This is a genomic window from Myxococcus virescens (genome assembly GCF_900101905.1).
Classification (GTDB): domain Bacteria; phylum Myxococcota; class Myxococcia; order Myxococcales; family Myxococcaceae; genus Myxococcus; species Myxococcus virescens.
In genome coordinates, this window is sequence record NZ_FNAJ01000005.1 from 167,815 (window position 1) to 194,281 (window position 26,467).

Annotated in this window: 27 protein-coding genes and 1 pseudogene; 12 read left to right on the forward strand and 16 right to left on the reverse strand. The window is 68.4% G+C overall.

What is annotated here, in order from left to right; translation table 11 throughout:
* Nucleotides 1–27: 27 nt before the first annotated feature.
* A complete protein-coding gene (locus tag BLU09_RS16730) occupies nt 28–1,185 on the reverse strand; it encodes an AI-2E family transporter (protein ID WP_090490546.1) in 1,158 nt (385 codons plus the stop codon).
* A 109-nt stretch (nt 1,186–1,294) separates the two neighbouring features.
* Here BLU09_RS16730 and BLU09_RS16735 point away from each other — a divergent pair, with 109 nt between their 5' ends.
* Complete coding sequence (locus BLU09_RS16735) at nt 1,295–1,768, forward strand: hypothetical protein (protein WP_090490547.1); 474 nt, start codon at nt 1,295–1,297, stop codon at nt 1,766–1,768.
* Between the two features lie 31 nt (nt 1,769–1,799).
* Here BLU09_RS16735 and BLU09_RS16740 read toward each other — a convergent pair whose 3' ends face one another.
* From BLU09_RS16740 to BLU09_RS16770, 7 genes are all read right to left on the reverse strand, one after another.
* Entirely contained in the window at nt 1,800–1,919 is a 120-nt protein-coding gene (locus BLU09_RS16740) for a hypothetical protein (protein ID WP_002636551.1), read from the reverse strand.
* Nucleotides 1,920–1,961: 42 nt separating this feature from the next.
* On the reverse strand, nt 1,962–3,314 hold the full coding sequence (locus BLU09_RS16745) for a DmpA family aminopeptidase (protein ID WP_090490548.1): 1,353 nt from the start codon (nt 3,312–3,314) through the stop codon (nt 1,962–1,964).
* 110 nt (nt 3,315–3,424) lie between these two features.
* Nucleotides 3,425–5,614 (reverse strand): D-alanine--D-alanine ligase family protein, encoded by a 2,190-nt coding sequence (locus BLU09_RS16750; RefSeq protein WP_090490549.1) that lies wholly within the window; start codon nt 5,612–5,614, stop codon nt 3,425–3,427.
* Entirely contained in the window at nt 5,599–6,246 is a 648-nt protein-coding gene (locus BLU09_RS16755) for an RDD family protein (protein ID WP_011554104.1), read from the reverse strand. Before BLU09_RS16755 ends, BLU09_RS16750 begins: the two co-directional genes overlap by 16 nt.
* On the reverse strand, nt 6,243–6,632 hold the full coding sequence (locus BLU09_RS16760; RefSeq protein WP_244171783.1) for a hypothetical protein: 390 nt from the start codon (nt 6,630–6,632) through the stop codon (nt 6,243–6,245). Before BLU09_RS16760 ends, BLU09_RS16755 begins: the two co-directional genes overlap by 4 nt.
* A 192-nt stretch (nt 6,633–6,824) precedes the next feature.
* Complete coding sequence (gene hemB, locus BLU09_RS16765; protein ID WP_186817788.1) at nt 6,825–7,793, reverse strand: porphobilinogen synthase; 969 nt, start codon at nt 7,791–7,793, stop codon at nt 6,825–6,827.
* A 64-nt stretch (nt 7,794–7,857) separates the two neighbouring features.
* Nucleotides 7,858–8,067, reverse strand: a complete 210-nt coding sequence (locus tag BLU09_RS16770; RefSeq protein ID WP_043613047.1) for a hypothetical protein — start codon at nt 8,065–8,067, stop codon at nt 7,858–7,860.
* Between the two features lie 299 nt (nt 8,068–8,366).
* Here BLU09_RS16770 and BLU09_RS16775 point away from each other — a divergent pair, with 299 nt between their 5' ends.
* The 3 genes from BLU09_RS16775 to BLU09_RS16785 are packed head-to-tail and all read left to right on the forward strand — an operon-like array spanning nt 8,367 to nt 11,201.
* Complete coding sequence (locus BLU09_RS16775; protein ID WP_090490553.1) at nt 8,367–9,254, forward strand: ABC transporter ATP-binding protein; 888 nt, start codon at nt 8,367–8,369, stop codon at nt 9,252–9,254.
* Nucleotides 9,251–10,087 carry an ABC-2 transporter permease gene (locus BLU09_RS16780; protein ID WP_090490554.1) on the forward strand — a complete coding sequence of 279 codons (837 nt, stop codon included), beginning with the start codon at nt 9,251–9,253 and terminating at the stop codon, nt 10,085–10,087. The genes BLU09_RS16775 and BLU09_RS16780 overlap by 4 nt, the downstream gene beginning before the upstream one ends.
* 1 nt (nt 10,088) lies before the next feature.
* A complete protein-coding gene (locus BLU09_RS16785) occupies nt 10,089–11,201 on the forward strand; it encodes a hypothetical protein (protein ID WP_090490555.1) in 1,113 nt (370 codons plus the stop codon).
* Between the two features lie 77 nt (nt 11,202–11,278).
* Here BLU09_RS16785 and BLU09_RS16790 read toward each other — a convergent pair whose 3' ends face one another.
* Together BLU09_RS16790 and BLU09_RS16795 are read right to left on the reverse strand one after the other, a co-directional pair.
* Complete coding sequence (locus BLU09_RS16790; RefSeq protein WP_090490556.1) at nt 11,279–11,932, reverse strand: hypothetical protein; 654 nt, start codon at nt 11,930–11,932, stop codon at nt 11,279–11,281.
* Nucleotides 11,933–12,052: 120 nt separating this feature from the next.
* Nucleotides 12,053–12,433 (reverse strand): DUF4190 domain-containing protein, encoded by a 381-nt coding sequence (locus BLU09_RS16795; RefSeq protein ID WP_090490557.1) that lies wholly within the window; start codon nt 12,431–12,433, stop codon nt 12,053–12,055.
* A gap of 235 nt (nt 12,434–12,668) precedes the next feature.
* Here BLU09_RS16795 and BLU09_RS16800 point away from each other — a divergent pair, with 235 nt between their 5' ends.
* A complete protein-coding gene (locus BLU09_RS16800) occupies nt 12,669–14,333 on the forward strand; it encodes an Ig-like domain-containing protein (protein WP_090490558.1) in 1,665 nt (554 codons plus the stop codon).
* 217 nt (nt 14,334–14,550) lie between these two features.
* Here BLU09_RS16800 and BLU09_RS16805 read toward each other — a convergent pair whose 3' ends face one another.
* Nucleotides 14,551–14,847 (reverse strand): ribonuclease H-like domain-containing protein, encoded by a 297-nt coding sequence (locus BLU09_RS16805; RefSeq protein WP_373284011.1) that lies wholly within the window; start codon nt 14,845–14,847, stop codon nt 14,551–14,553.
* Nucleotides 14,848–15,091: 244 nt separating this feature from the next.
* Here BLU09_RS16805 and BLU09_RS16810 point away from each other — a divergent pair, with 244 nt between their 5' ends.
* Nucleotides 15,092–16,057: a hypothetical protein gene (locus BLU09_RS16810; RefSeq protein WP_090490559.1), complete on the forward strand. Its 966-nt coding sequence runs from the start codon at nt 15,092–15,094 to the stop codon at nt 16,055–16,057.
* A gap of 256 nt (nt 16,058–16,313) precedes the next feature.
* Here BLU09_RS16810 and BLU09_RS40090 read toward each other — a convergent pair whose 3' ends face one another.
* Complete coding sequence (locus BLU09_RS40090; protein ID WP_228565492.1) at nt 16,314–16,511, reverse strand: cold shock domain-containing protein; 198 nt, start codon at nt 16,509–16,511, stop codon at nt 16,314–16,316.
* Nucleotides 16,512–16,836: 325 nt separating this feature from the next.
* On the opposite strand from BLU09_RS40090, the gene BLU09_RS16825 reads away from it, so the two are divergent.
* From BLU09_RS16825 to BLU09_RS16850, 5 genes are all read left to right on the forward strand, one after another.
* The gene (locus BLU09_RS16825) at nt 16,837–19,164 is read left to right on the forward strand and encodes a DUF1588 domain-containing protein (protein ID WP_090490561.1); all 2,328 of its coding nucleotides are present in this window, start codon (nt 16,837–16,839) and stop codon (nt 19,162–19,164) included.
* Nucleotides 19,165–19,169: 5 nt separating this feature from the next.
* Complete coding sequence (locus tag BLU09_RS16830) at nt 19,170–20,567, forward strand: DUF1552 domain-containing protein (RefSeq protein WP_090490562.1); 1,398 nt, start codon at nt 19,170–19,172, stop codon at nt 20,565–20,567.
* A gap of 266 nt (nt 20,568–20,833) precedes the next feature.
* Nucleotides 20,834–21,769, forward strand: a complete 936-nt coding sequence (locus tag BLU09_RS16840; protein WP_090490563.1) for a LysR family transcriptional regulator — start codon at nt 20,834–20,836, stop codon at nt 21,767–21,769.
* 60 nt (nt 21,770–21,829) lie between these two features.
* Nucleotides 21,830–22,768: a pirin family protein gene (locus BLU09_RS16845; protein WP_090490564.1), complete on the forward strand. Its 939-nt coding sequence runs from the start codon at nt 21,830–21,832 to the stop codon at nt 22,766–22,768.
* A gap of 191 nt (nt 22,769–22,959) precedes the next feature.
* Nucleotides 22,960–23,496, forward strand: coding sequence for an AAA family ATPase (locus BLU09_RS16850; RefSeq protein ID WP_090490565.1), 537 nt, complete (start codon nt 22,960–22,962; stop codon nt 23,494–23,496).
* Between the two features lie 110 nt (nt 23,497–23,606).
* On the opposite strand, the gene BLU09_RS38770 is transcribed toward BLU09_RS16850, so the two are convergent.
* Both BLU09_RS38770 and BLU09_RS16860 read right to left on the reverse strand, forming a co-directional pair.
* Nucleotides 23,607–23,780 carry a hypothetical protein gene (locus BLU09_RS38770; RefSeq protein ID WP_161605164.1) on the reverse strand — a complete coding sequence of 58 codons (174 nt, stop codon included), beginning with the start codon at nt 23,778–23,780 and terminating at the stop codon, nt 23,607–23,609.
* Nucleotides 23,781–24,159: 379 nt separating this feature from the next.
* A complete protein-coding gene (locus tag BLU09_RS16860) occupies nt 24,160–24,966 on the reverse strand; it encodes an SDR family NAD(P)-dependent oxidoreductase (RefSeq protein ID WP_090490566.1) in 807 nt (268 codons plus the stop codon).
* A 623-nt stretch (nt 24,967–25,589) separates the two neighbouring features.
* On the opposite strand from BLU09_RS16860, the gene BLU09_RS38775 reads away from it, so the two are divergent.
* Nucleotides 25,590–25,730 carry a hypothetical protein gene (locus tag BLU09_RS38775; protein ID WP_167371101.1) on the forward strand — a complete coding sequence of 47 codons (141 nt, stop codon included), beginning with the start codon at nt 25,590–25,592 and terminating at the stop codon, nt 25,728–25,730.
* A 6-nt stretch (nt 25,731–25,736) separates the two neighbouring features.
* Here the strand turns inward: BLU09_RS38775 and BLU09_RS16865 are convergent, their stop codons facing one another.
* Both BLU09_RS16865 and BLU09_RS40095 read right to left on the reverse strand, forming a co-directional pair.
* Nucleotides 25,737–26,294 carry a dihydrofolate reductase family protein gene (locus BLU09_RS16865; RefSeq protein WP_090490567.1) on the reverse strand — a complete coding sequence of 186 codons (558 nt, stop codon included), beginning with the start codon at nt 26,292–26,294 and terminating at the stop codon, nt 25,737–25,739.
* 9 nt (nt 26,295–26,303) lie between these two features.
* Nucleotides 26,304–26,375 (reverse strand): annotated as a pseudogene (locus BLU09_RS40095) (hypothetical protein); the annotation flags it as partial.
* Nucleotides 26,376–26,467 lie beyond the last annotated feature (92 nt).

The window sequence follows — 26,467 nt, forward strand, 5'->3', positions numbered from 1 at the left end:
GTCCAGGCTCGGCGGTTCTCTCGCCGCTCAGGCGTTGAGCGTCGCGGCGGGTCCCATCGCCGGCGCCGCGGGAGACATGCGGGAGGAGGCGGGCTCGGACATGGGAGGCGCCGACATGTTCTCGTCATGGGCCGACAGGTGCTCGGCGCGGCCGATGCCCAGGAAGTCCCGCCGGTAGATGCGCACCATGGCCATGAAGATGGAGGCGATGAGCGGCCCCACCAGCAGGCCCATCATCCCGAACACGGCCAGCCCGCCGAACATGGACAGGAAGACGAGCAGCGGGTGCAGCGCCATGCGCGAGCCACAGAGCCGGGGCCGGATGACGTTGTCGATGCTGCCCACCAGGAAGGCGCCCCAGGCCAGGAGGAACACGCCCTCGCTCACCTGGTTGGCGGCGATGAGCACCACCCCAATGGGCCCCCACACCAGGGCCGTGCCACCCACGGGCACCAGCGCCACCAGCACCATGGCCGCGCCCCACACGCCGGCATGCGGCACCCCCGCGATGAGCAGCCCGACGAAGCCCACGGCGCCCTGGATGAGCGCGGTGACGGTGTTGCCATAGATGATGGCGTAGGCGACGTCGGTGAACTCGCGCGCGAAGGCCTCGAAGTAGCGCCTGTCCAGCGGGATGAGCCGCATGACCTCGGCCACCAGCCGGCGCCCGTCGAGGAAGAAGTAGTACATGGCCACGGACATCAGGAACAGGTTGATGACCAGGTCCGTGCCCGCCGCCGCCACGTCGCGCAGCAACGACGCGCCGCCCGTCATCGCGGCCAGGAGCGCCCGCTCCGTCTCCGCGCTGTCCACGTCCAGCCGGAGATAGCGCTCCAAGCCCAGCGGCAGGCCGGCGAGGAACGGGTGACGCAGGTGTTGCTGCTCCAGCAGGACCTGCACCTGGCCCACGAGCTGGAACACCTCGCGCGCCACCATCCACCCGACCAGCGCCAGCGGCGCCAGGATGAGGACGAACACAGTGACGGTGGACACCCCGGCGCTGAGAGACTTGCGGCCCCCCAGCTTCTGGCACAGGGAGTCCTGCACCGGCATGAACAGCACCACCAGGAAGCCGCCCAGCAACACCGGCATCAGGAACGGCAGCAGAATCCTGGAGAAGAGAATCAGCGCCAGGGCAAAGAGCCCGGCGAATACGAAATTGGACCACCGCCTCGAGTCAGCCACCGCCCCACCCCACCCCGCCCTGCGAGCCCACCGAACGCCGCCCTTGCCCAACGTAGGAACCGGCCGTCCCACCGGGAAGTCCGGCTTCCGTCTCAAGGAGAACCAAGTCATGACTTCTGGACGTTTCGCCCCCTTCTTCGCCGGGTTGCTCCTGCTCACCACCGCGGGCTGTGGCGGAGAAGCCCCCCGCTGCACGGAATGCCCCGCGGTCGAAGGCCGCTACCGGCTGCAATTCGACACGAGCGGGGGCGTGCCTCCGGAGTGCGCGCTCCTGGGGGTGGAGGTTCCCACGGGCGAAGTCCTGGACATCGCCCGCTCGGGCGAAAACCTCACCAGCCGGCTGGCGGGCGTCCCCGTCCGGGGCACCATCACCTCCCAGGGGACCTTCGTGATGACGGGAACGGGAGTGCCCTCGGCGAACCGGACGGACACCCTGACGCTCACCGGCACCTACCTGGCGCCGCTGGCGGATGGCGGGACGGCGTCCATCAACGGCGTCCTCACGGGCAGCTACGCGCGCGCGTCCGACACGGGGGGACAGCGCTGCAACGTCAGCAGTCCGTTCTCGGCGACCCGGGACTGAGCCACGGGCCGCACGAGCGCGGTCGGAACGATTACTTCTTCTTCGACTCGGCGGCGGCCTTGGCCTCGGCCTTGTTCTTCTTGGCCCGCTTCTTCCAGGCCTGCTTGATCTTCATCTGCACGCGACGGTGCTTGCTCTTGCTGCGGGCCATCTTTGACTCCTGTGCTCCGTACGGAGACGTGAAAAGAGGGGCTTAACTATCAGAACCCGGCGGGCTCCCGGAAGAGGAACCCTCGGGCCCCCCCGGCTCGCCGGTGTCGTCCGGTGCCGGACGGGTGGGAAACGGGATTCCCTCGGCGCTCCGGACCTGGGTCGGCCGGGCGGTGGACACCTTCACGTCCCCCTCCCGGTCCTCGTTGCTGGGCCGCTCCTTGGCCGCCGGGGCGCTCGACTGCTGGGGGCGCTTCTTCACGGACGCGAAAATCGGCTTGTACGCGTCCAGGAAGCGCCGGACCTCGTCCAGGGGGAGCGCCGGGCAGTGGTTGCCGTTGGCGCCCGTCATGGACGTCGCCATGCACATGGCGTTGAGGATGGCCTCCTCGGTGGCCTCCATGACCGCCTCATAGAGGGGGTCCAGGCGCTGATCCAGGAGGAGCTTCAGTTTGTAGACCATCTTCTGCGTGCGCCGGGGGATGATGTTCGCCGTGGAGAAGCCGACGACAATCTCCCCTGAGCCGTGCGCCGCGTAGCTGCCCACGCGGCCAATGCCCAGCGCCACGCGCTTGCAGAGGCGGTTGATTTGATGGCTCAGCAACGGCGCGTCCGTGGCCACCACCGCGATGATGGAGCCGTACGTCTGGCCGCGCTTGGGCGTGCCCTTGAACTTCTCCGCCAGCACCTCGCCCACGGGCAGGCCACCCACCCGCAGGTTGTGCATCTTCCCGAAGTTGGACATCACCAGCACACCCAGCGTGTAGCCGCCCAGCACCTCCGGCAGCTTGCGGGACGACGTGCCGATGCCGCCCTTGAAGTCGCACGTCACCATGCCGGTGCCGCCGCCCACGTTCCCCTCGGCCACGGGGCCGGTGGAGGCGTTGTTGATGGCCTCGAAGACATGCTCCTCGCGCACGTGGCGCCCGGAGATGTCGTTGAGCCAGGAATCGTCACACTCCCCCACCACGGGGATGATGACATCGTGCTCGTCACCGATGCCGGGGTAGCGGTCCACCAGGTAACGCGCCACGCCGTCCGACACCGCGCCCACCGCCATGGTGTTGGTGAGGAGGATGGGCGTCTCGATGAGGCCCCACTCCATGAGCTGCGTCATGCCGGCGACCTCGCCCGCGCCGTTGAGCACGAAGCCGCCCCCCGTCATGCGCTCCATGAAGATGTTCCCCTCGTTGGGGAGGATGGCGGTGACCCCCGTGCGCACCGGACCGTGCCCAGGACGAAGCGGGCCCTCGCCCCGTATCAACGTGCTGTGCCCGACGAGCACCCCCTCCACGTCGGTGATGGCGTTGAACTTGCCGGGCTTGAAGCGCCCCAGCGGCAGGCCCAGCTCACGGGCCCGGACGCGCGGCCCAGTCTCCTCGGGGATGTGCACCATAGAGGGGGGACACTAACCGACGACTCCCCACAGTCAACCACTCCAGCCGGCCCCGCCCGCCCCCTCGAAGAGGAGGCACGGGACGGGGCGGCCAGGGCGGCGCGTGGGACTCAGGCCTTCGCGTCCACGCGCGGAGACGGCTCCGGCGCTGGGGTCGCCGGTGCGGGGGCCGTCGCGGCCACGGGCTGCGCGGCGGCGGGAGTCCCTTCCTCCAGGGGCACGCTCTTGCGCAACACCGAAGCGGGGTGCTCGCTGGCGGCGCGGCGCGCCTCGCGCTCCTTGTAGCGGCGGATGGCGGGGGCCATGATTTCGCCGATGAGCCCCCGGTAGTCCATGCCGGCGCCCTGGGCGATGAGCACCAGGTCGCTCCAGCCCGGCGTCAGGCCCGGCAGCGGGTTGCACTCGATGAAGTAGATGCGCCCCTTGTCATCCATGCGGAAGTCGATGCGCGCGACGTCGCGGCATCCCAGCGCCATGAACGAGTTGCGCGCCGCCGTGCGCAGCCGCTCCAGCAGCGCGGGCTCCAGCTTCGCCGGCGCGTCGTAGCGGATGCGGTCCGTCCAATCCAGCTTGTGCTGGAAGCTGTAGACGGGGTTCTTCTCCTCCCGGTCCAGGAAGACGATCTCCATGGGCGGCAGGACGCGGGGACGCCGCTCGCCCAGCAGGCCCACGGTGAACTCCCGGCCGCGGATGTACTCCTCGATGAGCGCGGGCTGCTGGTACTTGCCGGCAATCTCGCGCACCACCTCGCGCAGCTCCGCCTCGCTGTGGCAGACGCTCTTGGTGACGACGCCCTTGGAGCTGCCCTCCGCCACCGGCTTCACGATGAGCGGGAAGCTGGTGAACTCCTTGTTGAGGCGCTCCTTGCCCGTCGCCATGAGCTGGAAGTTGGGCGTGAGGATGCCTGCCTGCCGGACAATCTTCTTCGCCAGGCCCTTGTCCAGGGCGATGGACAGCGTGGCCGGGTCCGAGCCCGTGTACGGGATGTCCAGCAGCTCCAGCAGCGCCGGGACCTGGCTCTCCCGGTTGCGGCCCTTGAAGCCCTCCGCGATGTTGAACACCACGTCCAGCGGCGTGCTCGACAGCACCGAGGGAAGCTCGGCCGTGGCCTCCAGGTCGATGACCTCGTGGCCCCACGACGCAATCGCCTCGCGGATGGCCTGGAGCGTGTTCGGCGAGTCGTACTCGGCCTCGCTGTCCTCCACCGTCTCCGCCGTGGCCGTGGGCTTCACGCGCTTCACGTTGAAGCTGAAGCCCACGCGCAGCGGACCGCTCTTGCGCGCAGGCTTGCCCTGGCGACGCGACGAGTCCTTGATTTTGTACCGCTTCGCCGCGCTGGTGATGATGGAGTTGATGACCCCATCCAGGTGCAGGCCGTCCAGCTCCGCCGCCGCGTAGATGCCCGCGCCCGGCTCCAGGCTGGGGAGCGCGTTGATCTCCAGGAAGTACGGCACGCCCGCGTCACTGAGGCGCACGTCGATGCGGCCCAGGTCGCGGCAGTCGAGCGCCCGGTACACCTTCTGCGCCATCCGCCGGACGTCCTCCGCCGTGCGAGGCGGAATCTGCGCCGGGGCGCGCACGCTGACCGTGCCCTCCCGCGACGTCTTCAGCGCGTAGTCGTAGATGGCGTACTTGCGGCCCTGCGTGACGGCCGGGTCGATGACGTACTCCACCGGGGAGAGCACGCCGTCGTAGTCATTGTCCACCGACTCCAGGAACGGCACGGCGAGGTCGCGGCCGGAGATGTACTCCTCCACCAGCACGCCGGACGGGTACTTCTCCAGCGCGGCGGCCACCTTGACCCGGACCTCGTCCAGCGTCTCCGCGATGGAGTCCTGGCTGATGCCCTTGGACGAGCCCTCGAAGTTGGGCTTCACGATGACGGGGAAGCGCAGGTTCTCCGCGGACAGCTCGCTGAGCTTCTCCACGTACTGCCAGCCGGGCGTGCGGATGCCCTGCTTGGACAGCACCAGCTTGGTGAGCTGCTTGTCGAGCGTCACCGCCAGCGCGTACGCGTCCGAGCCCGTGTACGGGAAGCCCAGCTCGTCGAAGAGGGCCGGATAAAAGGCCTCGCGGAAGCGGCCACGGCGGCCCTCAGCGGTGTTGAAGATGAGGTCCGGGCTGTAGGCCTCCAGCCGCGCCACGGTGCGCGAGGCCGGGCCGCTCACCTCGAAGCGCTCCAGCCGGTGGCCGATGCGCTCGATGGCCGCCGCGAGCGCGTTGACCGTCTCCTGCGTGTCGAACTCCGCCTCTTCTTCCAAATCAGACAGCCTGAGGTTGTGGGTCAGCGCGATGCGCATGGGTACCCCCTTCGCTTCCTGAACGACGAGCGTCCACGGCGCACCTTCGCCGCGGACATGAGCCTGCCGGAGGCGCGCTCATGCGCGACCGGCGTGCGAGCTGCAACGGTTACGCCCGCGACGACCTTCCCGTCGACCACCTGCGTCTGCGCCCAGGTGTCGCCCAGCCGCCAGCCCAGCGGATCCCTCAGCACGCACCACGCTTCCACGCTGCCGATGACGATGAGCCCCGCGGCCGCGGCCACCGTCCCATGCGGCGCGGGCATCATTCCCAGCAGCACGATGAGCGCCAGCGGCGCGTTGCGCAGGGTGCTGTCGCGGTGCCGCGCCGCCGAGCGCGTGGGCAGATGCATCACCTTCACGCCGAAGATGCGCTTGCCCACGCTCTGGCCCTGGAGCATCCCGTCCGCCAGCAGCAGGAACAGCAGCGCCACCACCGCACCCGCCGCCCCTCCCACGACGTACAGGCCCCACGCCACCGACACGTCCACCGCCCGCGCGCCGCCGCGCAGCCAGAGCGACGCCTTCGGATAGGGCGAATCGGGTTGCGCGTCTCCGGACACCAACCGCAAGGCGCGACCACCACCTTGCCGGCTGGCCGCCATGAACACGCGGCTTCGCGGGGTGCTCACTCCTCCGGCTCCAGCGTGAGTCCTTCCTCGCGCGGCTCGGGCTCATCCAGCCCCGCCAGACGCGCCAGCCGTTCGTGGGCGCTCAAAGGAGAAATCATCGGCGCGGCCCACGCGACGTGCTCGCGCGTGTACTCAGCCGCGAGCGCCGCGGTGGGACTGCCCGTCTCCGACATCCGCATCAGCCGCCCGCGCGCCGCGTCTTCATCATGCCTGGCGGGGCTGCCCTGGCGTGTGAAGAGGACGAAGGCCATGGCCGGCCGCTTGGAGGACTCGCGCATCGCGAACTGGATGCCGTCGAGGTTCCAGCCCTGGGCCGCCCACTCGTTGAGGGTGCGCTCCAGGGAGCCCTCGTCCACCGTGGACAGCTCGACCACTTTGTACTGCAAGGGTCCTGAGGGGGTGACACGGGCCGCGCGACCGGCGCCGGACCGCGTCTTCGCGGTGGGCCGGCGTTGGGGCGGGGGCTTCTGGGACTTTCGTCCAGGCCGCTTTTTGGTTGGCATCGTGCGACGCACATTTGGACGCAACGCGCGCGGCGGATCAAGACTCAACCCGCCGCGGGTCCGCCCGGCTGTTGCCTACAGGAGCTTCGCCGCCTCCAGGGCGTGGTAGGTGATGATGAGGTCGGAGCCGGCGCGCTTCATGGACGTGAGCGTCTCCAGCATCACCCGCTCGTAGTCGATCCACCCGTTCTGCCCGGCGGCCTTGAGCATCGAGTACTCGCCGGAGACGTTGTAGGAGACGACGGGCAGCTCCCAGCGCTCGCGCACGGCGCGGATGACGTCCAGGTAGGCCAGCGCGGGCTTGACCATGATCATGTCCGCGCCCTCCTCCACGTCCAGGGCCACTTCCTTGAGGGCCTCGCGGAAGTTGCCGGGGTCCATCTGGTAGCCCCGGCGGTCACCGGAGGTGGGCGTGTTCTGGGCGGCCTCGCGGAACGGCCCGTAGTAGCCGGACGCGAACTTGGCCGAGTACGCCATGATGGGCAGCTCGCCGAAGCCCGTCTCGTCCAGGGCGGCACGGATGGCGGCCACGCGGCCATCCATCATGTCCGACGGAGCGATGATGTCCGCGCCCGCCTTGGCGCAGCTCACGGACATCTTCGCCAGCAGCGGCAGCGTGGCGTCATTGACGACGTGGCCGCCTTCCAGCACGCCGCAGTGGCCGTGGTCGGTGAACTCGCACAGGCAGACGTCGACGATGACCTGGAGGTCCGGCTCGGCCGCCTTGATCTCCTGGATGGCGCGCTGGACGATGCCGTCGTCGGCGTAGGCCTGGGTGCCGCGGGCGTCCTTGTGGTTGGGGATGCCGAACAGGAGGACGGCCGGCACGCCCAGCTTCCGGGCGTGCCTGGCCTCGGCGACGACGTGCTCCAGCGACAGGTTGAAGATCCCCGGCATGGAGACGATGGGACGGCGCACGTCCCGGCCTTCCACGACGAAGAGGGGGTAGATGAAGTCGCCCGGGTCGAGGCGCGTCTCGCGCACCATGTCACGCAGGACGGCGTTGCGGCGCAGGCGGCGGGGTCGGTGGATGGGATAGGCCATGGCGGTCGCCGGTATAAACCGGCGGCGCCGCGCCTTCACCGTTTTGGGCCCCCAGCCCGCCTGCTCAGCCTGCGACGAGCCTCCAGCTCTTCTGATGGTTCCGAGCCTCCCGTGCGTGCCGCAGGGCGCGGCGCTCGGCGATGTCCGCTTCGTGCAGGGCGCGGGCGTAGCGCACGCGTGCCGCCTCCGTCCCGGTCGCCAGGTCCTTGTCGGCCTGCTCCAGCTCGCGGCGGGCATCCAGCAGCTGCTGTTCGATGCGGTCCTCGTACGTCATGTCCGATGCTCCTCGTGGCTTGAGTGTGCCGCCGGGCGATGCATGGGCCGGACCGTGGAGCTCCAAAGAATCTGCAAGCCGCCAAGTCCCCGGAACAACGAGCTACCGCGGCGCGGCAGGCACCGCAGGCGTGCGAAGTGGCTTTCCCACAGGCGCGAACGGAGCGCCGCAGGGCGCGGCCAGGAGACCGTTCCGCCCGTCCGGACGACCGTCCGGCAACCTGACGCAATGGATGGACCGTCCAGTCGTCTACAGTCCCGACCGTGACGAGCCAGGAACCCGCCATCGAAGTGAGGGGATTGAGAAAGACGTACCACCGGGCCTTCCGGAAGGGAGGCAACGAGGCCCTCCGAGGCATGGACCTGACGGTGCCGGTAGGAAGCGCCTTCGGCCTCATCGGCCCCAACGGTGCGGGCAAGACGACCTTCATCAAGAGCATCCTCGGCATCGTCCAGCCCACGGAGGGGTCCATCCGGGTGCTGGGGGGCTCGCCCGAGGATCCGCGCATCCGCGCCCGCATCGGCTACCTGCCCGAGCGCCTGCACCTGCCCGGCACCTGGACGGCGCCCGCCTTCCTGGCGACGGTGACGCGGCTGAAGGGCCTCCCCGTGGACCCGGCGGTGAACCTGCGCCTCCTGGAGCGCGTGGGCCTGTCGGACGCGGTGGGCCGGCGCATTGGCGGGTACTCCAAGGGCATGCGTCAGCGGTTGGGCCTGGCCGCGGCGCTGGTGGGCACCCCTTCCCTGCTGGTGCTGGATGAGCCCACGGACGGAATCGACCCCATGGGGCGGATGGAGGTGCGGCGCATCCTCCAGGACGAGGTGCAGCGAGGCACGACGCTGTTCCTCAACTCCCACCTGCTGGCGGAGACCGAGCGGGTCTGTGACCGCGTCGCCATCCTCGCGGGAGGCCGCGTGGTGCGCGAGGGCCGGCTGGAGGACCTGGCGCGCGGCGGCGTGCGGTGGCTGGTGCGCTTCGCCCCGGGCGCCAACACGGAGGCCCTGGTGACGGCAGGCTTCGTCCGAGGCGTCGCGGAGGGACACTACGTCGTCGAGGCGGAGGATCCGGCGGCGCTCAACCGGGCATTGGACCGGGCGCGCGCGGCGGGGGCATTGATGGTGGAGCTGCGGCGTGACGGAACGGACCTGGAGTCGGTGCTGATGGGAACAGTGGAGGCCGCGGCGTGAAGCCCGTCCTGGGAATCGCGGGCTACGTGCTCCGTGAGGCGATGTCGCGCAAGTTCATCCTGGCGTTCATGGTGGGCATCACCCTGGTGCTGGCCACGGTGGCGCTGAGCTTGCGCATCGAAGTGGTGGACGGAGCGCTCGCGGCGTCTCGGCTGTTCGGCGAGGAGCTTCGCTCGAGCATCCGCTCCGTCGACGTGGCCCTGCGGCCCGTGTACCAGGCCGCGGCGTTCCTGGTGTTCTACGGCGGCATCCTGTTCGGCATCGTCGCGTGCTCGGACTTCGCGCCGTCGCTGATGTCACCGGGGCGCATCGAGCACCTGCTGGCGCTGCCCATCCAGCGCTGGCACCTGCTGGCGGGGACCTTCCTGGGCGTGATGGTGCTGGCGCTGGGCGGGACGCTGTATGGGACGACGGGGCTGGTGCTCATCTTCGGCGTGAAGGCGGGGTACTGGACGGCGGGGCCGCTCATCGCGGGATTGCTGGCGTGCGTGGGCTTCGCGGCGGTGTACGCGGTGATGCTCACGGCGGCGACGCTGGTGCGCAGCGCGGCGCTGTGCGCGGCCTCCGGCTTCGTCTTCCTGGTGGGAGGAATCATCGCGGGCTACCGGCAGCAGATGACGCCCTTCTTCGAGGAAGGGTTTGGACGCGAAGCCTTCCGGGCGGTGACGCTGGTGTTGCCGCGGCTGTCCGCGCTGGCCGTTGCCGCGGGCGACATCGCCGCGTCCACGCCGCTGGAGGTGCGCTCGCTGGGCTTGCTGTTGCTCGGTGTGCTGGTGTTTGGATTTGGAGCGTTGGCGGTGGGGTTCTGGCGCTTCGAGGGAAAGGATTACTGACATGGACAACCGTGGACGCCGCCGGGTGTGGCTCGTCGTGGCGGCGATGCTGTTCGTGGTGGCCGCGGTGTTGATGCTCACCGGGCAGGGTGAAGAGCCCGCCATGGAGACGCCGAAGGTGGAATTCCCCCGGCGGATGCGGGCCCCCGAGCGGGAGCGCGCGGAACGGCGCCGGACGCATGTCCTGCCCGTGCAGGTGGACGCGGGCACGCCGGAGCGCGCGCGCCCCAGGGACCCCCTGCTGGCCGCCCTACCCCGCGGCGAGGGAAAGACAGCGGTGGTCATCGAGGCGAACGCGCTGCGGCACTCGCCCATTGGTGAGCTGCTGCTGGACTGCCTGATGCGGGATGGCGGGAAGCGGCTGCAGGAGCTGCGGAACCTCAGTGGCGTGGACCCGCTCCAGGACCTGGACCGCCTGGTCATCACCGATGAAGGGATGATGCTGTCAGGCAACTTCGGCAACGCGAAGTTCAAGGAGCTGCTGGGTGAGCGCGTGTCCATGGACTACGGCGAAGGCGCCCGGGTGTACGAGCCGGGCGACATGACGGTGACGCGGCCGGATGGGACCACGGCGCGTGGCCGGAGCGAGGCCGCGGTGGCGACGTGGAACAACGAGCTGCTGGTGATTGGCAAGTCGCCGGATGAGGTGAAGGCGGTGGTGGACCGGGTGGAGGGCCGCGGCCCGGACGAGCCGCCCGCCATCTCCGAGGGCAGCACCTACGGGGAGATGTATGGCGTGCTGTCCGTGGACCAGCTCGCGCGGCTGCTGCCCAAGGAGCAGGCAGAGCTGGCGGACCGCATCCGCCGGGTGGCCCAGAACGTGGAGCTCCACGTGGACGCGAGCGGCGATGTGGCGATGGTCGCCGAGGTCCGCGGCGCGAATGGCGACGAAGTCACGGACCTGGGCAAGACGCTGGGCGCCGCGCTGAGCATGGCTCGCATCAAGGCACAGGCCGAAGGCGAGAAGGACCTGGCACAGTTGCTCGACTTCGCGCGTGTCCAGCCGGATGGCACGTCCTTCAAGCTGGAGATGGCGGTGCCGCTCGACGTCATCAAGCAGCGACTGGCGTTCTGCAAGGAAGAGCGGAGCGCGGCGGAGGCGGCCGAGCGGTAGGCCGGGAGTCGTCGCTTTCGCGCTGTCCATGACGCCCCCTGGCCTTCCCTGGCCAGGGGGCGTCGTCGTTCCTGGAATCAGGGCTGGAGCGACACGCCCACGTCTTCCTGTTCGCGACGGCGCAGCTCCGCCGCGGCCTTCGCCGCGGTGAAGAGTGTGATGATGATATAGGCGCGGATGATGAGGGCGACGACGGGCACGCGCCCTCCCTCCGTGACGGTATCCACCACCGTGGTGAGCGCATCCGCGATGTACAGGATGCCGGCGAGGATGGGCGCCACCCGGGTGCCCCGGTAGGTAAAGAAGCCAAGCACCGCGACCACCACGCCGAAGAGGATGGAGCCCAGCCCCATCCCCGCGGCCTCCAGTGCCTCGCTCTCCACCAGCAGCCTGATGACGCCGAGCAAGGTGTTCACCCCGGCCAGGAAGTAGAGCATGTTCGCCGCGCGCTTGACCTGCTGCGACGGGTCCGTGTCCGAGCCTGGAAGTGCCTCCCCGTCGCGCGACACCGCCAGGCCCGTGCGAAAGACGCCGCTCTGGAGCAGGACGTTCAGCGAGCTCCCGTCAGGGAGCTTGAAGAACACGCCCCGCTTGAGCTCGGCCGCCCCACCGTCCAGCGTTCCCACGACCTTTCCATCCAGGGCGACGGTGAACTGCTTCCACCCCCAGCCCCACGACAACTCCAAGCGAGGCGGGCCACCCGCCTCCAGTGCCAGCTTCTTCGACCCCACGTGAATCCCCCTCCGTCGACCCCAAACCGGGTCAGGGGGGCGAAGCTAGCTGTCCTGTGGATGACCTTGCAAAGTCACGGGCGATTTCAGGCGGCGCCGTGGCGAAGCCTCGCGGCCCGCTCAGCCTCGCAGGGCCACGCCGAGGCCGATGATGACCAGCATGGCCACATGGAACCAGCCGACGTTGCGGGCGAGCACGGCCCATCCCTCCCCTGAGCCAGGGGCGGCACCGCGCCGGATGTCCGCCAGCTCCTGGTAGCCCAGCACGAGCCCCACGAGGCCCGGCACGAACCCGATGAACCCCACCGTGGCGAAGATGAGCGCCAGCGTGGCGCGTTTGGAGGGTTTCTCTCCCAGCGCGACGGTGTGGCAGTGAAGGCAGAGCATGCGCCCCACCTGCCACCTGCGGCAGCCTTCACACAAGAAGGTGCCGCAGCGGCTGCACGTCCCCTCCGCGGGCCGCTCGGGATGAAGGGGGCACAGCGCGACCGTCGCATCCATGCCCGTTCTCTATCACGCCCCAGGGCGCGTCACGCCAGAGACAGTCCTCGCGGCCGGCTTCCCCTGAAGAAATACACCCTACAATGACAGGCACGAATAGGGCGGGCCCTCACCAGGGCTCGGTCGCGACATTCACTCCCCTCCCCTGGCGCGCCCCAGCCGATTGTTTGATATATCGTTGCGCGCTGCCGCTCTCAATTCCATGCGAGCACAGCCTCCTCAAGGGAGAATCCACATGCGCATCGTTTCGAAAGGGGCCCGTGGCCTTTCCGCACTGTTTGGCGCGGCGGCCCTGGCATCCATCGGTTGTGGTGATGTCCCGGACGCGTCGGAGAGCTCCCAGGCCGAGCTCCTGCACACAAGCGCCCCTCTGGATTGCCTCTCCTCCATCAAACCGGAGCGGGAGCTGCTCATCCAGGATGCGACCGTGCTGAATGACCCGGTGCGTACGGCCTGGTCCGGAGCGATGCTCAAGGTGCGCGGGGCCGCGGACGGCGCGTGGAGCTTCGGCCGACGATTGGCGGAGATGAGCGGCGACGTCGCTCCCTCCGAGTTCGTCCGCGACGGACTCCAGCGGGGTGCGGAACAGGACGCGGTCGCCCGCGCGCTCGTGCCCCAGCTCCTCGAAGCGTGGCCAAGACTCGCGGATGGCACCCTGGACATGACGAAGGCGCCGCTGCGGCTGAAGGCCATCGTCAACCACGTGGACACCCACAATTCGGACCGGCACAGCGCTGGCGAGGGCCACCTGGTCTTCGATGCAATCGATGCGGACGGCAAGCCGCTGCCCCTCACCGCCACTCTCGTGTACGACCTGCCGGCATCCAAGCGCTCGGACGCGCTCCACTGGGCCCGGCAATGGCATGCACTCGCCACGCAGACGCCGGGTACGGAGGCATTCAACACCACCCTCCAGGCCGTCACCGACCGATTCACCGCCGCCCCAGGCCGGCTCCAGGTGAGCACGACGGAATCGATCCTCGACTCAGCGCGCTCGAAATCCACCGACGCGCGGCGCCTCGCGAAGGACTTCGGAAACCTGCTGTGCACCGATAGCGCAGCCCCTACCGTGACGATCCTCTCGCCGAGCCCGGGCAGCGCCGTGCGCGGCACCATCACCCTGACGGCGAGCGCCTACGATGACGTCGGCGTCACGCGCGTGGACTTCTTCTCAGGGTCCACCCTCATCGCCTCCGACACCCAGCCCCCTTTCATCGTGGACTGGGACACGACGACGTCCCCCTCCGGCACCCGGGCGCTGACAGCCCAGGCCTTCGACGCGGACGGCAACATGGGCATCTCCGACCCGGTGAGCGTCATGGTGGACAACTTCGCTCCCATCATTCTTTCGGGCACGCCCCAGTACAACCCACAGACCCTGAACTATGTGCGCGGCAACATCACCGTGGGCTGGACCGTGACGGACCAGTCCCTCTCAGGCGTGGTCCTGGCCGAGTTCTTCCAGGAGGGGTACCTCAAGGGCTCGCTGACGAGCCCCACCAGCTTTGGGTACACCTTCGCGTGGGACACGCGGGTGCTGGCCAATCGCCCCTACAGCCTGACCCTGCGCGCGACTGACAGGGCAGGCAATGTCGCGATGCACACCCGTTCGCTGATCGTCGACAACGCGCCGCCCACGTCCGTCCTGACCGCACCGGCCAACGGAGACGTCGTCAGTGGTGTCGTCACGTTGTCTGCCAATGCGAGTGACAGCCAATCGCTCTACTACGTCGCCTTCGAGATCGACGGCGTCATCCAGACACCCTATTCGACCACCGCGCCCTTCACCCGGACGTGGGACACAACGGGCAAGTCCGGCACGCACGTCATTGTCGCCATCGCGTATGACCGCGCGGGCAACAGTCAACGCAGCAACGCCGTGACGGTCACCGTTCCGTGAGCCACAGGCGGGCGCTGACGCCCCGGTAGCCCCCTGGTCTCACCTTGGCCGGGTGCCCCGTCGAAGGGCCGCGCCAGACCTGCTGGCGCGGCCTCTCTTCGGTCGCGATAGGGATGGCTCTTCACCCGTGAAGGTTCGAGCCGCCCCCCGCACAGATCCCAGCGGGCGCTGCTAACGCACTGGGCTCTTGCCTTAAGTGGTGACGTCAAACCGCTCTTCAGGCCAGGGGTGCTGGATACGAGCTTTCGGATGGTCTGCCCCCCGATTTTCGGACCAGTTGAAGCGTGAGAGAGTCCTCGCGGCCTGGCGTGGCCCTCGTGTTGTGGTTCTCGATGACGTCGGGGTCCCACGCGCGCACGCGCTCCGCCAGGTGGTAGAGGAGGTCCGCCTCCGCCGAGTCGTCATCCGCCTGCGCTTCGATTGTCTCCGTCTCCCCGTCCGGGCTCCGGAGCGCCACGAGGAAGACGCGGTGGTGCGACGAGTCCAGGCCGGTGGTCTCCAGATCGAACTGCATGCGCGCAGCTCGTCGAAGGCGAGGTCGCGGAAGTCCCGGGCATGGACAGACAATTTCAACCCAGCCCCTATTGACAAACCTACCTGCTCCACCGAAGGTCCGGCGCTTTCAGGGGGAACGTGACGTGAAGCGCTTTCCATTGGCTATTTCGACTGCATTCATTATCATGAATATTTGGGGTTGCGGGGGTTCCGAAGGTACGGATGGCCTAGAGCCACTCACCCTCGCGCAACTGCCTGGCCAAGTGTACGTCGCGCAGGTCGAGGTGGATGACAGCTCGGTCTACGTGCTGAACTTCATCGAAGCCTCACAGCGCACCGAGCCGCCTCGGGCAACGCTTTATCGCACGCGCATCAGCGAGCCTCAGGAGACCGCCACGATCCTGGCGGAGGGCACCTTCAGCCGCTTCGTGCTCGGTCCCACGCACGTCTATTTCATCGAGCACGTGCGTGTCGATGCGACCCCGAACGCTGGATACCGTGAACTGGGCCGTCTCTTTCGCGTACCCAGGTCAGGTGGCAGCAAGGAACTGCTCGCCGAGGGGTTGGAGCTGGGATACACCGCAGAGCCAATCCTCGCGGGCCCCCACCTGTACTGGCTGGGCGAGGCGTATCAACCCACGAATTCAGTCTGGCGCACGAGCACCGATGCGCCAAGCCCCATTGAACGTGTCGCCGAAGTCCCAGTGCATTCGGCGTACAACCTCATGCTGAGTGAGGCGTACTTCTACTGGCGGGAAAAAAGGACGGTGAGCGCCGCCCCCCTCGTGGTCAGCAACGCGCTGGTGAGACTGGACATCCAGGCGGAAGGCCCCCAAGAGGATGTACTCACCTGGCCCGACGAAGAGGGGCTGGTAACGCCATATGCGCCCATTTCGATGGCGCTGACGCCCATTGGCCCCTTCGCCGTGTTTGGCGAGGATGACGAGCCCTCACGTAGGTTGGTGCATCTCCCGCTTGCGCCGCATCCAGCAGCCCAGCCCGCCGGCATCCAGGAGTTGCCCCCCGGAGCCGCGAGCCTCCGGTTTCACGCGGGGAGCCTCTACTACGTCTCGACGCACGCCCAGGGAATCCACCGGAGGAACCAGGAAGAGGGCCGCGTCTCCGTCCTCCTGCCGGACCTCCGTGGCATCAGCCAGCTGGCGGTGAGCGACCTGGGCCTCTTCTTCGTCAACGCCAGCAGGATTCAGCACCTCCCACACCCGGATTGAGCAAGGGACGCTCGTCAGTCCCTCTGGCTTCGAATCCAGGGTGGGACGCACCTGGAGCGTTCGGAGGGACGGGTACTGCGTCCTCCCGGGGATTGCTGGCCATCCCGGAAGGGGGCGCCCGAAGCACTCCACGGTGCGTGGCGAACCCTGGGCGGCACGGCTGGAACTCAGAACTCCAGCGGCAGTTGAGGGCCGGGGATGATGTTCTCGATGTCAGGGTTGGCGTCGCCCGGCTGACGAGGTCCGCGCTCGGCCTTCAGCTTCTTGCGCTCCTCTTTCTTGGCGTCCTTCTCCTGCGGGTGCTGCTTGCGCGCCTGTTCCTTCTGACGCTTCGTAGACCTTCCTGGCATTGCGCCCCGTCCGACTGGATTGCAGTGTGGTGGCAGAACACGTCAGGTCCCCCGCCAACCTGGGCGATGAAGCCAAAGCCCTTTGCGTCGTTGAACCACTTCACGGTGAACGCATAAGAGGGACGGGGCCCTGTTGAAGGGGGAGGAAGGGTGCAGAGGGCTAAGGAGGGCCACTGACGGGGCGGCCGTGTTTCCCAGCAGGCGTGGGCTACGCCTGACGGGGCGTGACTACATGGTCGGGGCTTGGTCGGTGGCTGTGCTGGCGCATTGCTTGACTGCCGCTGGCAACTTGATCCACCTGTCCACTGAACCCGGGCAACTTCACCTGCGAGCCACCACCGGCGGGACCACAGGGTGCCCAGGCAGGTCTGAGCCCGTTTTGCAGGGACTGCTTGCTATCCCCCCTGCCGTCCGTGCCAATCTGACCGGATGAACCGCGTCCTTCTGCTGGCCGGACTGTTGAGCCTCGTTGCGTGTAAGGGCTCTGTCGAGCCCAACACCGACCCCGGAGGCCCTAACAACCCAGGGGGGCCGGGTGAGCCCGGGGAGAACCGGGGCGCCGCGTGCGTGGTGCAGTCGGTGCTCACGGAGCGCTGCGCCAGCTGCCACGGCGCGATGCCAACCCAGGGGGCGACGATGCCGCTGCGCACCCTGCACGACATGCGGGTGAGCTCGGCAATGGATGGGAGGCTCAACAACGCCCAGCGCGCGCTCACCCGCATGCGCGACGACGCGTCTCCGATGCCGCCGGCCCCGCATGCGCGCGCGAGCGCAGCCGAGCTCGCCGCGCTGGAGACCTGGATCGCGGAGGGGATGCCCCTCTGCAGTGGCACGGGCGGCCCGCCTGTCACCGTGGTGCCCGAGCCCAACCTGCTCGATCAGACTGCGCTCTTCAGCTGCACCGAAGGCGTGCGCTCGGATGCGCCGACGCGCATCCGCCGCATGAACCGGCGCGAGTTCACCCGCAACGTCGGTGGCTCGGTCGAGCGCAGCTGGACCGGGTTCAGCTTTTACGACAACCCGCTCGATCCCAGCGCCATCGAGCAGTACAGCTCCTGGGCCACGGACGAGACGCTGGACGAGGCCACGGTGGAGCTCTTCCTGCCGGTGGTCGGCGCGGCCGCCTCGCCGTGGACGATGAACTACCCGGACGGCAACCGGATGGAGCGTGTCTACACCAACAGCCGCTTCAGGTGCATGTTCGACGACGCGAACCCGAGCGACTCCTGCAAGCGCTTCCACCTCGGCCAGATGCTCGAGTTCGGCGTCTTCTTCCGCCCGCCCACCGAGGATGAGCTTACCCGCCTCACCGCCTTCGCGACCGAGGTCATCGCGCAGGAGCCGAGCTACTCCCCGCGAAACCGCGCGGACTCCATCACGCGGATCTCCAACGCCGCGTGGATGATGACCGGCGCCATGTTCCGCCGCGAGATGGGCGGCGAGCCGGCCGACGGTCGCGTGGAGCTGACCAGCCTCGAGCTGGGCTCGCAGCTGGCCTACGCGCTGGCGGGGCGCGCGCCCTCGGCCACGCCGAGCTTCGTGTGGCCGTACTTCTCCGCGCCCCTCGAGGGGCATCTGGCGGACGTGGCGACCGCCGCGAAGGATGGCTCGCTCAAGCAGGATGCGACGACCACCGCCCTGATCGAGAAGTACCTGGGCGGCGTCGACGCCCACCAGAACGGGACACCGCGCTTCGATCTGGTGCAGGACTACAACGAGGAGCAGCGCTCCAAGCGCGGGCAGTACTGGCTGGGTGACGGCGTCGCGGGCTTCTTCCGCGAGTGGCTCGGCTACGAGCACGTGGCCGCGGTGTTCAAGGAGTCCCCGGCGGCGACCTCGCGCTTCGAACTCGAGGGGCTCGGCTACATCAGCTCGGTCTCGTACGAGAACCTGCTCACCAACTTCCATCCGCTGGAGCCGACCTTCATCCAGCAGTTCGACGATCTGATCGCGCGGGTGGTCGTCGAGGATAAAGACGTGCTGGCGAACCTGCTCACCACACGCACCTTCTACGTGCCCTCCATGCAGCACGCGGCGTACGACTCGCACAGGGGCCTCTCACACCCCTACAACGTCAGCGAGATCCTCCCGGCGACCGTCGCGGGCCGATGGAAGACGCTGCCTGCCACCGAGCGCGCGGGCGTGCTGACCCACCCGGTGTGGCTGGCCGCGCACGGCGGCAACTTCGAGGACGATCCGTCCATCGTCCACCGCGGCAAGTGGGTGCGCGAGAACCTCCTGTGCGGCTTCGTCCCGCCGCTCAGCAGCGTGCAGGTGGCGGCCCAGGTCGGCGCTCACGCTCCCGACAAGAACGCGCGCCGCCGCCTGCAGGAGGCGACCGCCGGAGCGCAGTGTCAGGGCTGTCACCGCCTGATGGAGCCGCTCGGCCTGCCCTTCGAGATCTACAACCACGCGGGCTTCCTGCGCGCGCGGGATCACTCGACCAGCGGAGGCTGGACCACGCCGGACGGAAGCTCGACGCTCACGTCGATGCCGGACCCCGGGCTGGACGGCCCGGTGCGCGACGCGGTGGAGTTGAGCGAGCGCCTGGCGGCCTCGCGGCACGTGAAACGCTGCTTCCTGCGACAAGCCTTCCGCTACTTCATGGGCCGCCCGGAGAACCCGAGCGACGCCTGTACGCTGACGCAGATGGAGCAGGCCTATGACCAGAACAACGGCTCGTTCTCCAAGATGCTGACCACGCTGATGACCAGCGACACCTGGAAGACGCGGCGTGTGCCGCAGGCTGGAGAGTGACTGCCATGTTCTCGCGACGAACCGTCCTGAAGGGCATGGCCGCCGGCCTCTTCGCGCCCTACTTCCACGACGTCTACGCCCAGTCGTCAGCGTTGCCGGCGCGCCTGGTGCTGGTCCTCGAGTGCAATGGCGTCTACCCCCGCGCGCTCCTGAGCACGGGCACCCGCGCGGCGCTGGGGGGGCGCGCCAACACCTCCGACCGCATCTTCTGGGACGCATACAAGGACACGCCGCTGGTGCGTGAGGGCGACAATCTCGCGAGCGCGATCAGTCTCGGGCCGCTGGCGGCGTCTTCCGGCAACATCGACCTGGTGAACCGCTCCGCCGTGCTGCTGGGGCTCTCGAACCTCATCGCGGGGGGCGGGCACTCCAGCGGGACGGGCGGGCTGAGCTGCGCGGTGAACGGCGCGGGCGCGACCTTCGACGCGGTGATCGCACCTCGCCTGCGCCGGGGTGCACCGTTCGACGTGCTGCGCCTGGGCACCAGCTCCGCGCGCGTGTCGATCGTGTACGAGACCTGCGCGCTCGGACCACGCAAGCCCGCGGGCATCATCGTCAACCCGTCGCTCGCGTTCGACAGCACCTTCGGCTCGCTGCTCGGCGGCTCGACGAACGGGCGCGATCGCAAGATGCTCTTCGACTTCGCGCTGGCCGACTCGCGGAAGGCGTTGGCGGCGTTCAGCGGCAACTCCAACGAGCGGCTGAAACTGGAGCGCTACGTCTCCTCGCTCGAGTCGCTGCGCACGCGGGAGGATCAGCTCGAAGGCATGGCGGAACGCGTGCGGCCGTACCTGCCACCGGCACCGAAGGACAACCCGCTCATCACCGGCGCGGGCTCACCGCCCGACTCGCTGAAGTGGTTCGAGGCGCAGTTCCAGATCGCCACGGCGTCCCTCCTGGGCGGGCTGACGAACACGGTGGTGCTGGCGACGGGTACCTCGGGCTTCGACGTGGCCTACGGCCCGGACGTGACCGACATCCCGCGACACAACCTGCAGCACGGCCTGGATGCGGGGCAGAACTGGGACCGCGTCGCCGAGGTCACCCGCCGTCACGTGCAACTGGTGGCGAACCTGGCGAGGACGCTGGCCGCCACGCCCGAGGTCGGCGCGAGCGGCTCGATGTTGGATCACACCGCGATTGTCTTCATGTCCGACAACGGCGAGCAGCACCACTCGACCTCGCGTGAGTGGCCGAAGCTCGTGGTGGGCGGCAACGCGCTGGGCCTGAAGACCGACGGGCGCACGGTCGTGTACCCAAAGTACGACGCGGCCCGGAACCGGCAGGTCTCGAACCTCTTCAACACGCTCGGCCACGCGTTCGGAGACGCGGACTTCAACACCTTCGGGCAGGAGGGCAGCACACGCATCGCGCCGGGACCGCTGAGCGAGCTGTATGGCTGAGCCGTGAGAGCGCCCTTGCGTGCGGATGGCCACACCTCACGCAGCCGAACACGTCGAAGTCGAACGTCCTCCTGCCCTTCTGTGATCTGCCCCGGGACACGCTGCGACAGCGCTGCGTGGGCGGTCATCGGCGCGGCGGGGGCTATCTCCCGCGAGATGCTCCGGGGCGCCCTCCCGGAGAGCACCGCCGCCGCGACGCTGTCCTCGAAGAAGTAGCGCGAGGACGCGCGCGTGCATCATCGCCGTCGATGTGATGCAGTCGCGAGGTGCTCGAAAGCGTCACCATCGACCAGCTCCGCACGCTCCGCGCGGTGGCCGAGGAGGGAAGCTTCTCCGCGGCGGCTCGGAAGCTCGGCCAGGGGCAGCCCGCCGTCAGTCAAGCCATGCAGCGGCTGGAGAAGCAGCTCGGCCTGCGGCTCTTCGACCGGAGCGGGCGCGTCCCGCGTCTGACGGCGAAGGGAGAAGCCGTCGTCGCGGCGGCGCAGCGACTCCACGAGGACATCGCCTCGTTCCAGGCGGTGGTGGGCCGGCTCAAGAGCGGCGAGGAGACGAAGCTGTCGCTGGTGGTGGACGCCATGTTCCCCACCGACGCACTGCTGGACTTCGTGCGGGAGCTGGCGCGCATGCACCCCGGTGTGGAGCTGGCGCTGGAGGTGGAGCTGCTGTCCGCGGTGACGGAGCGCGTGCGCCAGCGGCGCGCGACGCTGGGCATCGCCGGCGCGGACCTGGACCTCACCGGCCTGGAGCAGCGTCCCATCGCGCTCCTCAAGATGATTCCCGTCGCCGCGCCCTCGCATCCGCTCGCGGCGCTGAAGGGCGTCCTCACGGAGGCGCACCTCGCCTCCGCCATCCAAATCGTCCTGAGCGAGCGGCTGCCGGAGGGCAAGACGGGCACGGCGGACCGGGGCGTCATCGGCTCGCGCCTCTGGCGTGTCGCGGACCTGATGACCAAGCACTCGCTCCTCGTCGGCGGCATCGGCTGGGGCCTCGAGCCCGAGCACCTCGTCCGCGACGACCTCGCCGCCGGACGACTGGTGGCGCTGCGCCTGGCGGCCTGGGAGGGCGGTCCCCCACCCCAGCGCCCGCTCGCCCTGGTGCGCCGCAAGGGCACGCCGCTGGGCCCGGTGGCGACGTGGGCCTCGAACCGGCTCACCTCGCTGTGCCAGCTCGCGCTCGGGGGCGCGGACCATCACACGACGTGATGAAAAGCATCACGACCTGGAGCGATTTACAGACGGGGCTCGGCTCTTAGGTTTGAAACCATGAGCACCACGACCCAAGTCAGCGTTCCCACTTCTCCTCGAGCCACTTCCCGCCCCCGCACCCTGGAGAGTGTCCATGGTGGCGGCGGACTGCACTGGGTGGGTGACGGCTTCCGCGTCCACACCCTCGTGCCGAGCGGCGGCCTGCGCCAGGAGCGGACGAGTCCGTTCCTGCTGCTCGACTACCATCCGCCCCATGACTACCCCGCGCTGGCGACGGGCCAGCGGGGCGTCGGCTGGCATCCGCACCGTGGCTTCGAGACGGTGACGCTCGCGTTCGAGGGTCACGTCGCGCACCGCGACAACGCGGGCCACTCCGGCGTCATCAGTCCCGGGGACGTGCAGTGGATGACGGCGGCGTCCGGCATCCTCCACGAGGAGTACCACGAGCACGACTTCTCCCGGCGCGGGGGCACGTTCCACATGCTCCAGCTCTGGGTGAACCTGCCTCGCCAGCACAAGATGTCCGCTCCGGGCTACCAGCCCATCACGAAGGAGCAGATTCCGGTGGTCCCCGTTCAAGGAGGCGGGGAGGCCACGGAGCACAGCCGGGTGCGCATCATCGCCGGGAGCTACGGTGACGCGAAGGGTCCCGCCAGGACCTTCACGCCCATCTCCATGCTCGACGTGAAGGTGCGCGCGGGCGAGGACTTCAACCTGTCGCTGCCCTCGAACCACAATGCCCTGGTCCTCGTCGCCAACGGCCGCGTGACGGTGGACGCGGAGAGCATCCGGAGCGGTGAGCTCGCGGTGTTCGCCAACGACGGGGAGGCCCTCTCCCTCCGGGCTGACGAGGACACGCACTTCATCGTCCTCGCGGGCGAACCCATCCACGAGCCCATTGCCCACACCGGGCCGTTCGTGATGAACAACCACCGGGAGATCATCCAGGCCATCGACGACTTCGAGTCGGGCGCCTTCGGTGGGATTCCCGAGTAACGGGGCGCGCGGCGGCTGACGTCGCGCAAGGAGTGCTGGCGCCTCCGGGACACACCGTCCCGGGGGCGTCAACGGCAGGGGCCGCCGGCCTGGTGGCTGTCTTCCGCCTCAACACTACGCGGCCTGGGGTGGCCCTCGCGCATGCCCGCGCCCCGAGGGACGTGATCCTCGGGGATGCGGTATGAGCAGGCATGCGCATCGCCGTGACGGGTTCACACCGGGTGGGCAAGTCGACGCTGATTGACTTGCTCGGAGAAGAGCTCGAGGGGTACCGGCTCGCGGAAGAGCCATACCTCCTCCTCGAGGAAGAGGGTTACGAGTTCGCGTCTCCCCCCTCCCTGGAGGACTTCATCGAACAGCTCCGGTTCTCGGCCGAGCTGCTTCAAGCCGAGAAAGACTCACGCGACATCCTGTTCGACCGCTGCCCTGTCGACTTCCTGGGTTATCTCCAGGCGCATGAGGACGCGGAGGCGTTCGACCTGGAGGAATGGCATCCCCGGGTCCGCTCCGCCATCCAGACGCTCGACCTCATCGTCTTCGTGCCCATCGAGGCACCGGATCGCATCCGGCTCCGGGCCCGTGAAGACATCCACATGAGGACCGCGGTAGACGAGACGCTGTCCAGGGTGCTGCTCGACGACCCGTACGAGCTGGGCGTGGAGGTGCTCACCGTCCACGGCACGGCGGACGCGCGGGTGAAACAGGTCCTTGCACGAGCAATCCGCTGACCGGGAGGCGTTTAACGGATGGCCCGCAAGCTCGGCCCGCCCGTCCCCTTGCCCCGCTCAGGCAATGCTCCAGACGCGAACCCTTTTCGCGTCTGGAGCCCACCCGTGAATCACGGCGTGTACGTCACTTCGAGCTGCGGGCGCTTGGAGGCGTCCTCGGCCTCGCGTGAATGGTAATAGCTGATGTACCCACTGCTGGAGATGCGCAGGGAGATGCGTCGTTCTGTCGCATCCGACGCCCCCAACGGCGCACCGGAGACGTCCGGCTGGTTGTGGAAGGGCATGCTGTATTCATCCCAGGCATTGTCTTGCACGAGGTGCGTGTAGTTGAATTCCCAGGTACTCAGTGCTGGGAATTCAACTACACGACCAACTGGATCCACCCCCTCTACGAGCTGCCCTTCACCGGCGGCTCCCCGACCAATCGGCGACAGACCCGGCGAACACGTCTCAGGAAGGCAAGATCCGCCGGAAGGCATCGATCGTTCCGGGCAATCGGATCGGCCTCAACAAGGACCAGCAGCGGACCATCGAGTTCGGCGACATTCACGCCTCGGCTGATGTGGTCGCGTTCCGGAGAGAGCCGAGATGCTTGAGCACCGCCTGGGGCCGCACCCACGGCCCACGACGAATTCATCCGGGCCGTGAATCAGAGCCGCGCCGCTACTTCGCGGCGCGGCTCAGCATGTCCCAGTAGCTGTGCAGGCCACGGATGTGGTTTCCACCATCGACGGAGATGGTCTCCCCGGTGATCCACGCCGCGTCCTCGCCGCACAGGAAGGAGACCACGCCCGCGACATCCGACGGCATTCCACACGGCTTGCCCAGCGGCGTGCGAGCCAGGAACTCATGACCCATGACCTCGATGAGTCCGACACTCTCCGCCAGCGGTGTCTGGATGGCTCCAGGGGCCACCACATTCACCCGGATTCCATGCCGCCCGAGCTCCGACGCGGCGACCTTCGAGAGGTTCGCCAGTCCCGCCTTCGACGCGCAGTAGTGCGACAACCCATCCGTCACCGCGAGCTGGTTCAGGGAGGAGATGTTGACCACCACGCCGGGCTTCTTGGCCTGCACGAGCGCCCGCGCGAAGGCCTTCATGAACAGGAAGGGCCCCTTCAGGTTGATGGCCATCACCTGGTCGAAGTCCTCGTCCGGCAGGTCGAGCAGCGGCGCCAGCGTGGCGGTCCCCGCGTTGTTCACCAGAATTCCTGGCAGGCCCAGCTCGCGCGTGGCGACCTCGAGACTCCGGGCGACATCCTCCGGCCGACGGACGTCACCCGTGAAAGGCACGGCGCGCGCATTCCCGTCGAACATGCGGTTGAGGTCCCTGGCGGTCTCCTCCACCTTCGCCTGAGTCCGGCCAAAGACAAGCACGTTGGCCCCATCCCGCATCAGTCGCTCGGCGATTCCCCGCCCGATGCCCTGTGCAGCTCCCGTCACGATGGCACTGTTTGATATGAGATTCACGCTTCCTCCTGGCTGCTGGTGAGTCACACGGGATGATGGCAGCCAGGAACTCTTCGTCCATTTCAGGGGAATCGTCCTCGGCTGCCGTGGCAGACACCCGCATCGCCGTCGTCAGGGAACACCGCTCACGGCCACGCACGAGACTTTTCCACGAAGAGGGCCGCTCTTGTTGCCCCGTTTCCCGCCAGGGAGTCTGAAATAACCTCCCAGCGGTCCCCTGCGGCTGGGCTTGCCCACGGCATGTACGAGGTAGGCCCCGGCACGAGGGCCACCCCAGGCCGCGTGGTGTGGAGGCTCAAGAGGCGCCAAGAGGACCTGGCCGCTGCTACGCACCTGATGGGAGCGCGCTCTGGGCAGGCCTGTACCCCAAGGGGGCTCAAGCCGCCTGTCCACCGAAACGGGTGACGCTCAGTGGGGTGGAAGGGGGCATCGCGATGGGACGGCCTTGTTCGGCCCGAGGCGCCGTTTGTGCCAAGCCCTGGTGTGCCGGCGGTGGATGCTACTCCCCCTGGGTCTGCTGCCGTCGAGCCCGCTAAGAAGGAAACGCAGAAGCGAAAGCGGCCCGTGGGGAGAGAAGCCGAGAGGCGTTTAGCTGTGTACCCGGCGCTCAACAGTCGGCCCCGTTGGTCAACAGCTTCGGCGTCTGCGACGGGGCCGAGCTGTTGATCATCGGGGCGGGCGTTCGCGAGGAGGAGATGAACGGCCCAAGCTCGGCTCCCGACGACGCGCTGGCCCGCGAGCTGGGCGCGAGGGGGCTGCTCTGATCTGAGTCAGCGCGCGCGCCGGTAGTGCATGGCGACCGCGCCGCTGCGGAGCGGCTTCGCCGAGACCAGCTCGAGCCGTCGCGTGCTGGACAGCCCGCTCTGGTACAGGGTCGGGCCGTGGCCGGCGATCCTGGGGTGGACGAGGAACTTGTACTCGTCGATCAGCTCCAGCCGGTCCAGCTCGGTCGCGAGCTTGCCGCTACCGAGGAGCACGCCGGCGGGGGTCGCGTCCTTGAGCTTCTGCACGCCCGTGCGCAGGTCGCCGACGATGTGGTGGCTGTTGGTCCAGGGGAAGTCCTTTCGTGTCGACGACGCCACGTACTTCGGCTTGGCCTCCAGCTTGACCGCCCACTCGCGCATCGCTGGCGGCGCCTCCTCGTCGCCGCGGGCGACCGCCGGCCAGTAGCTCTCCATCATCTCGTAGGTGACGCGGCCCCACAGCATCGCCCCGCACTCGTCCATGAGGCGGGTGAAGAAGGCGTGTGTCTCGTCGTCGGCGATTCCCTCCTGGTGGTCAACGCAGCCGTCCAGGGTGACGTTGATGCTGAAGGTCAGGAGTCCCATGCGGCGGGTCTAACACTCCTGGCGATGGAACGGCAGGCCGTCGCAGAACTTGTCGCAGAGGATGTGCGCCAGGAGCGAAGGCGTCGCGAGCCTGCGTCAGAACACGCGTCATGACGTGAATGATTCGCATGACGAGCCGCTGGACCCCGGGAATGCTTTACCTCGCAGTGGGC

Bases quoted from the DNA above. Each gene is read 5' to 3' on its own strand.
- BLU09_RS16745 (WP_090490548.1), bottom strand. From the start codon at position 3,314: ATGGTGCACATCCCCGAGGAGACTGGGCCGCGCGTCCGGGCCCGTGAG.
- BLU09_RS16865 (WP_090490567.1), bottom strand. From the start codon at position 26,294: ATGGGACTCCTGACCTTCAGCATCAACGTCACCCTGGACGGCTGCGTT.
- BLU09_RS16750 (WP_090490549.1), bottom strand. From the start codon at position 5,614: ATGCGCATCGCGCTGACCCACAACCTCAGGCTGTCTGATTTGGAAGAA.
- BLU09_RS16845 (WP_090490564.1), top strand. From the start codon at position 21,830: ATGAGCACCACGACCCAAGTCAGCGTTCCCACTTCTCCTCGAGCCACT.
- BLU09_RS16830 (WP_090490562.1), top strand. From the start codon at position 19,170: ATGTTCTCGCGACGAACCGTCCTGAAGGGCATGGCCGCCGGCCTCTTC.
- BLU09_RS16850 (WP_090490565.1), top strand. From the start codon at position 22,960: ATGCGCATCGCCGTGACGGGTTCACACCGGGTGGGCAAGTCGACGCTG.
- BLU09_RS16785 (WP_090490555.1), top strand. From the start codon at position 10,089: ATGGACAACCGTGGACGCCGCCGGGTGTGGCTCGTCGTGGCGGCGATG.
- BLU09_RS16795 (WP_090490557.1), bottom strand. From the start codon at position 12,433: ATGGATGCGACGGTCGCGCTGTGCCCCCTTCATCCCGAGCGGCCCGCG.
- BLU09_RS16825 (WP_090490561.1), top strand. From the start codon at position 16,837: ATGAACCGCGTCCTTCTGCTGGCCGGACTGTTGAGCCTCGTTGCGTGT.
- BLU09_RS16740 (WP_002636551.1), bottom strand. From the start codon at position 1,919: ATGGCCCGCAGCAAGAGCAAGCACCGTCGCGTGCAGATGAAGATCAAG.
- hemB (WP_186817788.1), bottom strand. From the start codon at position 7,793: ATGGCCTATCCCATCCACCGACCCCGCCGCCTGCGCCGCAACGCCGTC.
- BLU09_RS38770 (WP_161605164.1), bottom strand. From the start codon at position 23,780: ATGCCCTTCCACAACCAGCCGGACGTCTCCGGTGCGCCGTTGGGGGCG.
- BLU09_RS16800 (WP_090490558.1), top strand. From the start codon at position 12,669: ATGCGCATCGTTTCGAAAGGGGCCCGTGGCCTTTCCGCACTGTTTGGC.
- BLU09_RS16805 (WP_373284011.1), bottom strand. From the start codon at position 14,847: ATGCAGTTCGATCTGGAGACCACCGGCCTGGACTCGTCGCACCACCGC.
- BLU09_RS16735 (WP_090490547.1), top strand. From the start codon at position 1,295: ATGACTTCTGGACGTTTCGCCCCCTTCTTCGCCGGGTTGCTCCTGCTC.
- BLU09_RS16770 (WP_043613047.1), bottom strand. From the start codon at position 8,067: ATGACGTACGAGGACCGCATCGAACAGCAGCTGCTGGATGCCCGCCGC.